Here is a 12,356-nt window from a genome sequence, read left to right as displayed (position 1 = left end):
TCTGCTCTTTCTTCTTGTGTTTATCAGGCCGCCATCTTGGCGTTCTTGCGCAGGAGTTCCTCTGCCAGCGCGCGGTACGCCAGCGCTCCCTTGGACTGCCCGTCGTATGTCAGCACAGGCATGGCGAAGGACGGCGCCTCGCTCACGCGCACGTTGCGCGGGATCACCGTCGAGAACACGAGTTCGCCGAGGTTAGCGCGCGCGTCATCTTCAACCTGGCGGGAGAGATTGTTGCGGGAATCGTACATGGTGAGCACCACGCCTTCGATCCTCAGGCCGGTATTGGCGCTTTGGCGGACTTCGCGAATGGTGAGCATGAGCTGCGAAAGGCCCTCGAGCGCGAAAAATTCGCTCTGAAGCGGCACGAGCACCGAATGCGCCGCGACCATCGCGTTGACGGTCAGCAAGTTCAGCGACGGAGGGCAGTCGATCAGGATGTAATCGTATCCATATTGAGCCATCCCGGACTGCCGCAGCGCGTCACGAAGCAGGAAACTACGCTTCTCGTTGGCGACAAGCTCGACGTCTGCAGAGCTCAGATCGACCGTAGCGGGGATCAGGAAAAGATTCTCCTGATCGGTTTTTTGGATGATCTCGTCGAGCGTCGCGTCCTCGAGCAGCAACTCGTAAGTGGTGAACTGCCGGTCATCGGGTTCGATCCCGAGCCCGGTCGACGAGTTTCCCTGTGGATCGAGGTCCACAACGAGAACTTTCAGACCTTTTTCCGCGAGCGCCGCCCCGAGATTGATGGTTGTTGTGGTTTTTCCCACCCCGCCCTTCTGGTTCGCAATGGCAATGATCTTGGGGCCGCTGGGGCGCGACAGGTCAGACATGAGTCAGGGCTCCGATGCTCAGGACGACTGCGTTGGGATCTGTGATACTCTTACGCTCGGCGCAGTCGAACTTCCACGATTCCCGCGCGGCTTCGAGCTCTTTTTTCCAGTTTGCGCCTTTAAGGAAGACCGCACGCCCGGTTTTGGACATGTGCCGATCCGCAAACGCCAGCAGAACCGTAAGATCCGCGAGCGCGCGGGCGCTTATTACGTCGGCCTGAAGTGGCGAGACCTTTTCGATGCGCTCGCTCAGGATCTGTGCGTCGACTTTGGTTTCGCGCAGAGCGGTACGAAGAAAAACGGACTTCCGCTGGTCGCTTTCGACCAGGGTAACCTTGAGGTCCGGCGCCAGCTCCTGCGCGAGGATTGCCACGACGAGGCCAGGAAAACCTCCGCCGGATCCGAAGTCGGCCCAGTGTCCGGAATGGACCTCGGGAACGCTGAAAACCTGCGCCGAATCCAGGATATGGCGCGTCCAGCTGTCCTTCAGCGTGGTTCGAGAGACGAGATTGATGCGCGGGGACCACTTGGCGAGGAGGGCAACGAGGTGGTCGAGTTTTTCCTGTGTTTCACGTGAAACATCAAGCCCGGGGAGCCGGGCGTCCAACAGGGTCATGCCGACTTTACCTGGCCATGGCGCCGCAGCCTAAGCAACAGAAGGGAGAGCGCCGCGGGGGTCATACCGTCAACCTTCCCCGCTTGAGCAAGATTTTCTGGCCGCGCGAGCGATAGTTTGTGTTTGAGTTCGTTCGAGAGGCCCTCGATCGCCGCAAAATCGAAGTCGCGCGGGATGACCATGGCCTCGTCGCGTCGCAGCGCTTCTACGTCGCGCTTTTGGCGTTCGATGTAGTTCGCGTAGAGCGCATCGCGTTCGAGCTGAAGCGCAATTTCCGGATCAATCTCCGAGAACGACGGTTCGCCGCTCACAAGCGTCGACATGGTCACGTCAGGGAAGGCCAGAAGCTGAAACCCATTTCGCTTCTGCCCATCGGGCGCAACCTGCAGACCCATATCCACAAGAGAACGCGGCGCGAAGTGGCGCGTCTCCAGCATCTGTCTGCCCTGAGTGAGTCGTTCCATCTTGCGTTCGAAGCTCGCACGTCGCTGGTCGGACAGGCAGCCAAGCTCAATGGCCTTAGGAGTCAGCCTCTGATCGGCGTTGTCCGCGCGCAGTGAAAGCCGGAACTCGGCGCGCGAGGTGAACATGCGGTACGGCTCGGTCACACCGCGGGACGTGAGGTCGTCGACCATGACGCCGATATAGGAGTCCGAGCGCCCGAACTGCACCGGATCCCGACCAAGCGCCTCGGCAGCGGCATTCAGACCTGCGACCAGGCCCTGCGCCGCGGCTTCTTCATAGCCGGTCGTGCCGTTGATCTGGCCTGCGAGGAAGAGACCAGAGACATTTCGGACAGCAAGACGAAGATCAAGTGAGCGTGGATCGACGAAATCATACTCGATGGCGTAGCCCGGCTGCAGGATCACTGCATTCTCGAGGCCAAAGATCGAGCGGACATAGTCAACCTGAACGTCTTCCGGGAGCGAGGTCGAAATCCCGTTCGGATAAATCGTGTGGTCATCAAGTCCTTCAGGTTCAAGGAAAATCTGGTGCGATAACTTGTCGGAAAACCGCACGACCTTGTCCTCGATCGACGGGCAATAGCGCGGGCCGATGCCTTCGATATGTCCGCCATACATCGCAGACCGGTCGAGGTTTTCACGAATGATCTCGTGCGTCCGCTCATTGGTGTGCGTGATGCCGCAACTGACCTGACGGGCGTAAGGCGCCTCTGACAGGAAAGAGAACAGCACCGGATCTTCATCTCCCGGCTGTTCTTCGAGCTGATCCCAAGCGATTGTCCGACCGTCGAGCCTCGGTGGCGTCCCAGTCTTCAGACGGCCCAACTCGAGCCCAAGCTCGTCGATCCGCTCGGCAAGGCGAACGGAAGGCCTGTCCCCCATCCGTCCGCCGGGACGGGACTTGTCACCAATATGGATTACACCGCGCAGGAATGTCCCGGTCGTCAGCACCACAGCCGATGCCTTGAGCTCGCTGCCATCGTCCAGAACGACACCGCCGACCGTTCGGCAGTTTAGCAGAAGATCGACGACCTCACCCTCGACGACGGTCAAGTTGGGTGTCCCGCACATCTCTCGCTGCATGGTTTCGCGGTAGATCTTGCGATCAGCCTGGGCCCGCGGTCCCTGCACTGCTGGCCCTTTGCGCCGGTTGAGAAGACGGAACTGGATGCCAGCCCGGTCCGCAACCCGACCCATCACGCCATCCATCGCGTCGATCTCGCGGACGAGGTGTCCCTTCCCCAGTCCACCGATGGCCGGATTGCAGGACATCACCCCGATTCCGGCCTCGGTGAGCGTGACGAGCGCCGTTTTGGCGCCCTTGCGCGCAGAAGCGGCCGCCGCGTCTGCACCCGCATGACCGCCCCCCACGACGACCACATCGAAATCGCGATGTTTCACGTGAAACACTCCTCACTTGCCAAGACAGAAACTCGAGAAGATTTCGTCCAGAAGATTTTCGACATCCACACGCCCGATCAACAGCTCCAGGCTTCGAATCGCAGAGCGGATTTCCTCCGCCGCAAGATCATAGCAATCAGGACCACGTGTGAGCAGGTCCTTCGCCGCACCAAGCGAAGTCTTGCCTTGTTCAAAGGCCACTCGGTGCCGTTCGCGCGTCGCAAGCCCGGCGGATTGCACCCGCTCTGAAAGGCGCTCGCCGATTTCCCGCACCAGCCGATCGACACCCTGCCCCGTCACCGCCGAAAGCCCGTTCGCATGGCCGGTCAAATCCGCTTTTGAACCGACCACGATGTCGCCCGCGACAGGTGTAATCTCAGGCAACCCGCGATCATCGATAAGGATCACGCGCAGATCCGACGTCCGCGCCCGATCAAGCGCCCGCGCGATGCCGATCTTTTCGACCGGATCCTGCGTCTCGCGCAACCCCGCCGTGTCCAGTAGCGTCACCGGAAGGCCCGCGATCTCCATCCGAACCTCGATCACGTCCCGCGTGGTGCCCGCAATTTCGGAGGTAATGGCGGCATCTCGTCCTGCCAAAGCATTGAGAAGACTTGATTTACCGACATTCGGAGCACCGACGATGGCAACTTCGAACCCGCTGCGGATCCGCTCCGCCGCATCCATCCCGCGCAGCTCTGCCTCGAGTGCCGAGGTCACCCGGTCCAGAAAATCGGAGACGTCATCAGAGACATCGACTGGCACCTCCTCGTCGGCGAAGTCGATGGTAACCTCGAGCAGCGACGCGGCCTGGATCAGATCACGTCGCCAACCATCGACCTTCTGACCGAGCGCTCCGGAAAACACCCGAAGCGCCTGAACCCGCTGGCTCTCGGTTTCGGACTCGATAAGATCCGCCAGGGCCTCGACCTGGGTCAGATCAAGTCGGTCATTCTCGAGCGCTCGCCGGGTGAACTCGCCCGGCTCAGCCATCCGGAGCCCGTCGACGGCATCGAGCTCCCGCAGAACCGCCCTCAGGATGGCCTGACTTCCGTGGATCTGGAACTCCACCACTCGCTCGCCGGTGAAACTCGCGCCGTCCGGAAACGCCAGGACGAGCGCTTCGTCGAGCACACCACCCTGCCGGTCCCGAAGAACACGCACCGCCGTCCGCCGTGGCTCTGGCAAGGATCCCGCAAGACGCACCCCGGCCTCCCACGCCAACGGCCCGGAAACGCGAATGACTGCCACGCCGGCCTTTCCCGGCGCGCTTGCGAGGGCGAAAATGGTGTCCAAGCCTGCCTCCCGGCGGGTCCTAGCTGTTCATGGAGTCGAAAAATTCCGAGTTCGTCTTGGTCTGCTTCAGTTTCGAGATCAGGAACTCGATGGCATCTGTGGTGCCCATGGGGTTGAGGATCCGGCGCAGCACGAACGTCTTCTGCAGGTCGGTCTTGTCGACCAGGAGATCTTCCTTCCGGGTGCCCGACTTGAGGATGTCCATCGCAGGGAACACGCGCTTGTCGGCCACCTTGCGGTCGAGCACGATCTCGGAGTTGCCGGTGCCCTTGAATTCCTCGAAAATCACCTCGTCCATCCGGCTGCCGGTGTCGATCAGCGCGGTTGCGATGATGGTCAGCGACCCGCCTTCCTCGATGTTCCGCGCAGCCCCGAAGAACCGCTTCGGCCGCTGCAGAGCGTTTGCGTCCACACCACCGGTCAGAACCTTGCCCGAAGACGGCACCACAGTGTTGAACGCACGACCAAGTCTTGTGATCGAGTCGAGCAGGATCACAACATCTCGCTTGTGCTCAACAAGCCGCTTGGCCTTTTCGATGACCATTTCCGAGACGGCAACGTGCCGTGTGGCCGGTTCGTCGAAGGTCGACGAGATCACCTCGCCCTTCACCGACCGCTGCATGTCCGTGACCTCTTCCGGCCGTTCGTCGATCAGCAGGACGATGAGGTAGCACTCCGGGTGGTTCTTTTCGATCGAGGCGGCGATATTCTGCAGCAGAACCGTCTTACCGGTCCGCGGCGGCGCCACGATGAGCGAACGCTGCCCCTTCCCGATCGGCGCGACCAGGTCGATGATCCGAGCGGAGCGGTCCTTGATGGTCGGATCTTCGATCTCCATCTTCAGCCGCTCGTCGGGATAGAGCGGCGTGAGGTTGTCGAAGGCGATCTTGTGACGCGCCCGATCGGGATCCTCGAAGTTGATCTTGGTGACATCGACCAGCGCGAAATAGCGTTCCTCGCCATCGGGCGCGCGGATCTCGCCCTCGACGGTGTCGCCGGTGCGCAGCGAGTACTTCCGGATCATCTCCGGAGAGACGTAAATGTCGTCGGGACCGGGAAGATAGTTGGCTTCCGGCGAGCGCAGGAAGCCGAAACCGTCCTGGAGCACCTCGAGAACGCCGTCACCGAAGATCTGCCAGTCCTCATCCGCCCGCTCGCGAAGGATCTGGAACATCATCTCGCCCTTGCGCATGGTCGAGGCGTTCTCGATCTCGAGCTCCTCAGCCATCGAGAGCAGGTCTTTGGGGCTCTTGGCCTTCAGGTCGGCGAGGTTGAGCTTTTCTTCGCTCATCATGACTCCTTTGGACCGATGCTCGGCCCCGTATCTGGCAGTCTTTGGGAAAACGACACACCCGGACGGGCGTCGGAGATGGAAGTAATCATCCCGGCCCGTCGAGTCAATCATTCTCGAAGATCGGTGCGCGGAGGGAAGGATTCATAATTTTAAAAGAAAGATAGAATAGGAAGATGTTGATCTAGGCCCTCCGTCGCGCGGTGGATTATTTGCTTATGCGCGCCTTGTCCCGGGTTTCACAGCCTGTGGAAAACTTTGTGGAGCGCAAGATTGCAGTTTCTTCAGAAACGCGTAATTTCTGCGAAAAACAGGCAGTTCGGCTGCATATCTGCATGTGGGAAAACTCAAGGACAAGCTGTGCTCAAGGCAAGCCGTCCCCAGCGACGTGTTATCCCTTCCCACAGGCGGAGGACTCACACCGACTCATCGTGCAAACTCGGCATTTGTCCCCCGGCTTGCATGTCGCGTGGATTTTCCTCAGAACCATCCCCTGACGAAACCACACAGCTTTCGACAGGTTTTTCCACATGCAGACGGGGCTCATCCTCGCGTCCGGATCCGAAATTCGCGCCCAGATGCTCCGGAATGCGGCCGTTCCGCACCGAATCGAGCCCGCCCGAGTCGACGAATCCTCCATCAGAGCGGCCCTTGAGGACGAGGGTGCGAGCCCTCGGGACCTCGCCGACGCGCTCGCGGAGTACAAAGCGCGCCGTGTTTCGCAGAAAAATCCCCAGGATTTCGTCCTTGGATGCGATCAGATCCTCGCGCTCGGCGACGAAATCTTCGCGAAACCGCAAAATCCGGCCGAAGCGTGCGCTCAGCTCGTCCGTTTGCGCGGTCAACGGCACCATCTTTACTCCGGTGCGGTGATCTACCAGGGCGGAGAACCGCTCTGGCGGCACGTCGGCGTGGCGAGAATGCACATGCGCGATGTCTCTGACGCCTATCTCGACGACTATATCGCCCGAAACTGGGAGAGCATTCGCCACTCGGTGGGCGGCTACAAGCTCGAGGAAGAGGGTGTGCGGCTGTTCGGACGCGTCGAGGGCGACCATTTCACCGTCCTCGGGCTGCCGCTGCTCGAACTTCTTGCCTTCCTGTCGGCCCGGAGGATCATTCCCGCATGACAGACCACCGTATTCCCCTTGCCGGCGTGATCGGATCCCCCGTCGCGCATTCGCGGTCGCCCCGGCTGCACGGCCACTGGCTGCGCCAATACGGGCTCGCAGGCTTCTATGTGCCGATGGACATCGCGCCCGAAAAGCTCGAGACGGCCATGCGCACGATGCCCGATCTCGGGTTCGTCGGCGTGAACGTCACCATTCCCTACAAGGAAAAGGTGATGGAGATCGCCGATCTGGTCTCCGACCGGGCGACGCTGATCGGTGCCGCGAACACGATCATCTTTCGCAAGGACGGCCGGATTCACGCTGACAACACCGACGGCTACGGATTTCTCGAAAATCTTCGCCAGGGCGCGCCCGATTGGGACCCGACAGCCGGTCCCGCCGTGCTTCTGGGCGCCGGCGGCGCTGCGCGTGCCGTCGTTGCCTCGCTGCTCGAGGCCGGTGTGCCGGAAATTCTCATCTCGAACCGCACGCGGATGCGTGCGGAGAAGCTGCGCGAGGACTTCGGCTCGCGTTTGCGCGTCGTGGAGTGGGTCCACGCGGGAAATGTCATGGAAGATGCGGCGCTGGTGGTGAATTCGACCTCGCTCGGGATGGTTGGAAGGGCTGAGCTGCGCGTGCCGCTCGACGGATTGAAGCCGGGAACCGTGGTGACCGACCTCGTTTACACGCCGCTGCAGACAAGATTGCTGCGCGTCGCCGAGGAACAGGGCTGCACCTGCGTGGACGGGCTCGGCATGCTGATCCACCAGGCGGTGCCCGGCTTCGAGCGCTGGTTCGGCCAGCGACCCGAGGTCGACGAGTCCACCCGCGCGGCCATCCTCGGATGAGCTTCCGGCTCGGGCTCACCGGCTCCATCGGCATGGGAAAGTCCACGACCGCTGGGTTCTTCTCCGACGCGGGCTGCGCGGTCTGGGACGCGGATGCGGCCGTTCACCGGCTCTACGCGCCCGGCGGTGCCGCTGTGGCGCCGATGCGGGCGCGATTTCCGGCCGCAATCGAGAATGCTGCCGTCTCGCGTGACCGTCTGCGCGAGATCATCGCCTCCGATCCCGACGCGCTACGCGCCATCGAGGCCATCGTTCACCCGCTCGTGCGCGCAGATCGATCCGATTTTGCCGCTGCGAACCCCGATCGTGTCGTGGTTTTCGACATTCCTTTGCTCTTCGAGACCGGATCCGAGGCCGAGATGGACGCCGTGGCATGTGTCACCATTCCAGCGGAACTCCAGCGCGAGCGCGTTCTGGCGCGCGGAACGATGAGCGCGGAGGACCTCGACCGGATCCTCGCCCGGCAGATGCCCAACGAAGAGAAATGCGCCCGCGCGGATTTCGTGATCGTCACCGACACGCTTGAGCATGCGCAGGCACAGGTGCAGAAGGTTATGACGGAGATAGAAAGGCGGCGGCATGCGTGAGATCGTGCTCGATACGGAAACCACGGGCTTCGAGCCCGAGACCGGGGACAGGATCGTGGAAATCGGCGCCGTCGAGCTCTACAATCACGTTCCCACCGGCAAGACCTATCACCAGTACATCAATCCCGAACGCTCGATGCCGAACGAAGCCTTCGAGGTTCACGGGCTGGGCGACGATTTCCTGCGCGACAAGCCGCTGTTCGCGCAGATCGTCGACGATTTCCTCGAATTCATCGGCGATGCGAAGCTGGTGATCCACAATGCGGCCTTCGACGTGAAGTTCCTGAACGCCGAATTGCGCTGGTCGAAGCGCCCTCAGCTGCCCCGCGACTGCGCCATCGACACGCTCGAGATCGCGCGGCGCAAGTTTCCGGGCTCGCCGGCCTCGCTCGACGCGCTTTGCCGCCGTTTCGGAATCGACAACTCGTCGCGGACCCTGCACGGCGCGCTTCTCGACAGCGAAATCCTCGCCGACGTTTACCTGGAACTGATCGGTGGCAAGCAGCCGGACCTCGTTCTGACCCCGGCGGGGCAGAAATCAGGGGCCGACTCCGCCAGTGCCGGCGACTGGCGGCCGCAGCGACGCGCCGTTGCCCTGCCGTCGCGGCTCAGCGAGGAAGAAAAGGCGGCTCACGCCGCCTTTGTCGAAAAGCTCGGGGCCAACGCGCTCTGGACGCGCGGCTGAAGGATCAGGCGTCGAGCCGCTGCGATCCGGCGGCCTGCGCCTGGGCGCGGCGGGCCAGCTCGTTGCGATAGAGCGCGACGAAATCGATCATCTCGAGGTTCAGCGGCGGGAAGCCACCGTCGCGGGTCACGTCCGAGACGATGCGGCGCGCGAAAGGGAACAGCATCCGCGGGCATTCGATCAGCAGGAACGGGTGCAGCTGGTCTTCGGGGACGTTCTCGATGTGGAAGACGCCGGCGTAGTCCATCTCGAGCAGGAACAGCGTGGTGTCCGAGCCCTTGGACTTCGACTCGACCTTCAGCTTCATCACCACTTCGTACTGGTGCTCGGCTGTGCGCTTCTTGGCGTCGAGGTTGACCTGAACCTGAACGTCGGGCTGAACCTCGCCCGCGGTGCCCTTCTGCGACAGGATGTTCTCGAAGGACAGGTCGCGCACGAATTGTGCCAGCACGTTCATCTTGACGGGGGCCGGTGCCGCGCTTGCCGCAGCGCCGTTTTCCTGGATCTCTTCCATGGTGTCTCTCACTCCTCGGACAGGGTCTGCCTTGCCATAGCAGCCAGTCGCGGACGCCTCAATGCTTCGTCCAGCCAGATCCCGGATGATTGGGCTTCTTCCCCTGCGGAACCTCGGTGAATTCGCCCTCGATCACCTCGCCCGGCGCTGCCGGGCGCGGATCGTGGCGCATGTCATGCCGCGGTGCCGGTCCCGGCGCGGTGCGCCCGCCCATCTCGAAGCGCGACACGGTGACCCGTTTCGAGACGTAGCGCATCACGGCCAGCCGCACCGGCGGCGCCAGCAGCGCAAAGCCCATGGCGTCGGTGAAAAAGCCCGGCGTCAGCAGCAGCGCACCGGCGAGAAGGATCATCGCGCCATGCGCCAGCGGCGTGGTCGGATCCTCCAGCCGCGAAAACGAGCCCTGCACATCCCCAAGCGCCTTGATCCCCTGCGAGCGGACCAGCGCGGTTCCCAGTATTGCCGTCAGGATCACGATGGCGAGCGTCGGCCAGAGCCCGATCAGCCCTCCGACCTGGATGAACAGGCCGATCTCGATGAGAGGCACCATGAGAAATGCCAGAAAAAGCCACATGTCGGGTCTCCCTTGCGTCCGAGCCCCGGTAGACTTGCCGGAACCCAGCACCTACATAGGGATGGAACACAGAAAGTTCCACGTTTGCGCGCATGAGGTGCCGATGAACACGCCGATCGTCCAGCTTCTGGTCCTTGCCGGGATCGCAATTTTCCTGATCCTGCGGTTGCGCAGCGTTCTGGGGACGCGAGACGGGTTCGAGAAACCTGAGGCTCCGGCCCCGGCGAAGCGGGATGACCGCAAGCGCGACTTCGAGGTGATCGAAGGCGGCCCAGACCACGACATCACCGACCACGTCCCCGAGAACAGCCCCGCCGCCGAGGCCCTTGCGAAGATGAAGCGCATCGAGCCATCGTTCAACGTGACCGAGTTCCTCTCGGGCGCGCGCGGCGCCTACGAGATGATCCTCATGGGCTTCGACAATGGCGAGATCGAGGATCTGAAACCGTTCCTGTCGGACGAGATCTACGAGACATTCTCGGATGTCATCGAACAGCGTGGCCAGCAGGGGCTGACCGTCGAGGCCGAGTTCGTCGGCGTGCGCGAGCTGAGCCTCGTGGACGCAAGCTTCGACGAGACGCGGCAGCTGGCCGAGATCACGGTGAAATACGTGGGCGAGTTGACCTCGGTGGTGAAAAATGCCGCTGGCGAGATCGTCGAGGGCAACCCCCGGACGGTGAAGCGTCAGAAGGATGTCTGGACCTATGCCCGCAACATGGGCACCGACGATCCGAACTGGCAGCTGGTCGCAACCGACGAATAAACGATGTGGCGGGCGATCCGTGCTGCGCTTGTGGCAGGCATGGCGATGGCAGGCACCATGAGCGCGGCGGAAACCGAGACCACATACGAGATCCTCGACTTTGCCGATCTCGACGGCTGGGCCGAGGACGATCACGCCGCGGCGCTGAAGGTGTTCGCCGAGACCTGTGGCGACATGAACGCGCCGGACTGGACAAGCCTCTGCGCTGTTGCACGTGAAACAGACGACGCCCGCGATTTCTTCGAACTTTTCTTCCGTCCCGTCCTGATCAGCGATGGTCAGGACGGTCTCTTCACCGGCTATTTCGAGCCTGAGCTCGACGGCTCGGAAGTGCCCTCGCAGCAGTTTCGCTACCCGATCTACCGGATGCCGGTGGAAGCCAACGAGACCCGACCGTGGCTCACCCGGCGCGAGATCCTGACCTCGGGGGTGATGGAGGGCCGCGATCTCGAGATCGCCTGGGTCGATGATCCGGTGGAGCTTTTCTTCCTGCAAATTCAAGGATCTGGCCGTATCCGTCTGCCGGATGGCCGGCATCTGCGTGTGGGATACGGTGGCGCTAATGGCCAGCCCTACAACTCCATCGGGCAGGAACTGGTGCGTCGTGGCACCTTCGAAGCGCACCAGGTTTCGGCCGAGCGCATCAAGGATTGGGTGCGCACCAACCCGCTCGAAGGCGAGGAGCTGCTTTATCACAACGACTCCTACGTGTTCTTCCGCGAGGTGAACGAGGTTCCGGCCGACCGTGGCCCGCTTGGTGCGATGAACCGCTCGATCACGCCGATGCGTTCGATCGCGGTCGACCCGGCCTTCACCCCGCTCGGCGCGCCGGTCTGGATCGAGAAGGACGGCGCCGAGCCGATGCGTCGCCTGACGATTGCGCAGGATACGGGGTCGGCCATCAAGGGCGCACAGCGCGCCGACATCTTCTTTGGGACCGGCGACACCGCCGGGCAGCGGGCGGGCGAGATCAAGGACACGGGGCGGCTGCTCGTGCTGCTGCCGATCCAGCGCGCCTATGCGCTGCTGCCGGAATCGGTCCTATGAGCAAGCGCCGTCTCCGGCCGGAAGAGCTCGAACTCTGGCAACAGGTCGCGAAGACCGCGACGCGGCTCCCTGGCGCTCCGGCCAAGCCGAAGCCCGCGGTCGACCCCTCGGCCAAGCCGCGCAAGCCGCTGCCGCCGCCGCGCGATCCCCTTCCGCCCTTCTCGATGGGCAGCTCCGCGCCCGCGTCGCCCGAGCATTACGACTACCTCGGTACCACCTCGGACCGGCTTTCGCGCGAACCAGTGCGGATGGACTCCAAGGCATTTACCCGGATGAAGCGCGGCAAGCTGGTGCCCGAGGCGCGGCTCGACCTGCACGGCATGAC

General features: G+C 62.6%; 13 protein-coding genes and 1 pseudogene. 7 read left to right on the top strand and 7 right to left on the bottom strand.

From position 1 onward, the window contains the following. Positions 1 to 23: 23 nt before the first annotated feature. The 5 genes from HC022_RS01800 to rho are packed head-to-tail and all read right to left on the bottom strand — an operon-like array spanning position 24 to position 5,901. Complete coding sequence (locus tag HC022_RS01800; protein WP_167451109.1) at positions 24 to 833, bottom strand: ParA family protein; 810 nt, start codon at positions 831 to 833, stop codon at positions 24 to 26. Then, complete coding sequence (gene rsmG / locus HC022_RS01795) at positions 826 to 1,449, bottom strand: 16S rRNA (guanine(527)-N(7))-methyltransferase RsmG (protein ID WP_167451108.1); 624 nt, start codon at positions 1,447 to 1,449, stop codon at positions 826 to 828. The genes HC022_RS01800 and rsmG overlap by 8 nt, the downstream gene beginning before the upstream one ends. Beyond that, a complete protein-coding gene (gene mnmG / locus HC022_RS01790) occupies positions 1,446 to 3,314 on the bottom strand; it encodes a tRNA uridine-5-carboxymethylaminomethyl(34) synthesis enzyme MnmG (RefSeq protein WP_167451107.1) in 1,869 nt (622 codons plus the stop codon). The genes rsmG and mnmG overlap by 4 nt, the downstream gene beginning before the upstream one ends. Positions 3,315 to 3,326: 12 nt before the next feature. Further along, positions 3,327 to 4,610, bottom strand: a complete 1,284-nt coding sequence (gene mnmE, locus HC022_RS01785; protein ID WP_167451106.1) for a tRNA uridine-5-carboxymethylaminomethyl(34) synthesis GTPase MnmE — start codon at positions 4,608 to 4,610, stop codon at positions 3,327 to 3,329. Positions 4,611 to 4,629: 19 nt separating this feature from the next. Further along, on the bottom strand, positions 4,630 to 5,901 hold the full coding sequence (rho, locus tag HC022_RS01780; RefSeq protein WP_008887316.1) for a transcription termination factor Rho: 1,272 nt from the start codon (positions 5,899 to 5,901) through the stop codon (positions 4,630 to 4,632). A 530-nt stretch (positions 5,902 to 6,431) separates the two neighbouring features. Between rho and HC022_RS01775 the strand changes: the two genes are divergently transcribed. Genes HC022_RS01775 through dnaQ form a run of 4 tightly spaced genes read left to right on the top strand, consistent with a single transcriptional unit; the run spans position 6,432 to position 9,133 of the window. Beyond that, on the top strand, positions 6,432 to 7,031 hold the full coding sequence (locus HC022_RS01775) for a nucleoside triphosphate pyrophosphatase (RefSeq protein ID WP_167451105.1): 600 nt from the start codon (positions 6,432 to 6,434) through the stop codon (positions 7,029 to 7,031). Continuing rightward, entirely contained in the window at positions 7,028 to 7,861 is an 834-nt protein-coding gene (locus HC022_RS01770; RefSeq protein WP_089956368.1) for a shikimate dehydrogenase, read from the top strand. The genes HC022_RS01775 and HC022_RS01770 overlap by 4 nt, the downstream gene beginning before the upstream one ends. Beyond that, positions 7,858 to 8,448 (top strand): dephospho-CoA kinase, encoded by a 591-nt coding sequence (gene coaE, locus HC022_RS01765; RefSeq protein WP_167451104.1) that lies wholly within the window; start codon positions 7,858 to 7,860, stop codon positions 8,446 to 8,448. The genes HC022_RS01770 and coaE overlap by 4 nt, the downstream gene beginning before the upstream one ends. Beyond that, positions 8,441 to 9,133 (top strand): DNA polymerase III subunit epsilon, encoded by a 693-nt coding sequence (gene dnaQ / locus HC022_RS01760; RefSeq protein ID WP_008886966.1) that lies wholly within the window; start codon positions 8,441 to 8,443, stop codon positions 9,131 to 9,133. The genes coaE and dnaQ overlap by 8 nt, the downstream gene beginning before the upstream one ends. Before the next feature lie 4 nt (positions 9,134 to 9,137). On the opposite strand, the gene secB is transcribed toward dnaQ, so the two are convergent. After that, complete coding sequence (gene secB, locus HC022_RS01755) at positions 9,138 to 9,647, bottom strand: protein-export chaperone SecB (RefSeq protein WP_089956378.1); 510 nt, start codon at positions 9,645 to 9,647, stop codon at positions 9,138 to 9,140. A 58-nt stretch (positions 9,648 to 9,705) separates the two neighbouring features. Further along, complete coding sequence (locus HC022_RS01750; RefSeq protein ID WP_089956381.1) at positions 9,706 to 10,221, bottom strand: FxsA family protein; 516 nt, start codon at positions 10,219 to 10,221, stop codon at positions 9,706 to 9,708. Between the two features lie 103 nt (positions 10,222 to 10,324). On the opposite strand from HC022_RS01750, the gene HC022_RS01745 reads away from it, so the two are divergent. The 3 genes and pseudogenes from HC022_RS01745 to HC022_RS01735 all read left to right on the top strand — a co-directional run. After that, positions 10,325 to 10,984, top strand: coding sequence for a Tim44/TimA family putative adaptor protein (locus tag HC022_RS01745; protein WP_008887087.1), 660 nt, complete (start codon positions 10,325 to 10,327; stop codon positions 10,982 to 10,984). A 3-nt stretch (positions 10,985 to 10,987) separates the two neighbouring features. Next, on the top strand, positions 10,988 to 12,031 hold the full coding sequence (locus tag HC022_RS01740) for a murein transglycosylase A (protein ID WP_167451103.1): 1,044 nt from the start codon (positions 10,988 to 10,990) through the stop codon (positions 12,029 to 12,031). Further along, a pseudogene (locus HC022_RS01735) lies at positions 12,028 to 12,356 on the top strand (DNA mismatch repair protein MutS); the annotation flags it as partial. The gene HC022_RS01740 and the pseudogene HC022_RS01735, both read left to right, overlap by 4 nt.

It is taken from the genome of Salipiger sp. HF18 (assembly GCF_011806505.1).
Lineage (GTDB): Bacteria > Pseudomonadota > Alphaproteobacteria > Rhodobacterales > Rhodobacteraceae > Salipiger > Salipiger thiooxidans.
This window is presented reverse-complemented; position numbering and strand designations above follow the sequence as displayed.

What these genes read in the sequence shown, in the direction of transcription:
- HC022_RS01775 (WP_167451105.1), top strand. Translation starts at nt 6,432, where the DNA reads ATGCAGACGGGGCTCATCCTCGCGTCCGGATCCGAAATTCGCGCCCAG.
- HC022_RS01800 (WP_167451109.1), bottom strand. Translation starts at nt 833, where the DNA reads ATGTCTGACCTGTCGCGCCCCAGCGGCCCCAAGATCATTGCCATTGCG.
- HC022_RS01750 (WP_089956381.1), bottom strand. Translation starts at nt 10,221, where the DNA reads ATGTGGCTTTTTCTGGCATTTCTCATGGTGCCTCTCATCGAGATCGGC.
- secB (WP_089956378.1), bottom strand. Translation starts at nt 9,647, where the DNA reads ATGGAAGAGATCCAGGAAAACGGCGCTGCGGCAAGCGCGGCACCGGCC.
- HC022_RS01745 (WP_008887087.1), top strand. Translation starts at nt 10,325, where the DNA reads ATGAACACGCCGATCGTCCAGCTTCTGGTCCTTGCCGGGATCGCAATT.
- HC022_RS01770 (WP_089956368.1), top strand. Translation starts at nt 7,028, where the DNA reads ATGACAGACCACCGTATTCCCCTTGCCGGCGTGATCGGATCCCCCGTC.
- HC022_RS01740 (WP_167451103.1), top strand. Translation starts at nt 10,988, where the DNA reads ATGTGGCGGGCGATCCGTGCTGCGCTTGTGGCAGGCATGGCGATGGCA.
- coaE (WP_167451104.1), top strand. Translation starts at nt 7,858, where the DNA reads ATGAGCTTCCGGCTCGGGCTCACCGGCTCCATCGGCATGGGAAAGTCC.
- rsmG (WP_167451108.1), bottom strand. Translation starts at nt 1,449, where the DNA reads ATGACCCTGTTGGACGCCCGGCTCCCCGGGCTTGATGTTTCACGTGAA.
- rho (WP_008887316.1), bottom strand. Translation starts at nt 5,901, where the DNA reads ATGAGCGAAGAAAAGCTCAACCTCGCCGACCTGAAGGCCAAGAGCCCC.
- dnaQ (WP_008886966.1), top strand. Translation starts at nt 8,441, where the DNA reads ATGCGTGAGATCGTGCTCGATACGGAAACCACGGGCTTCGAGCCCGAG.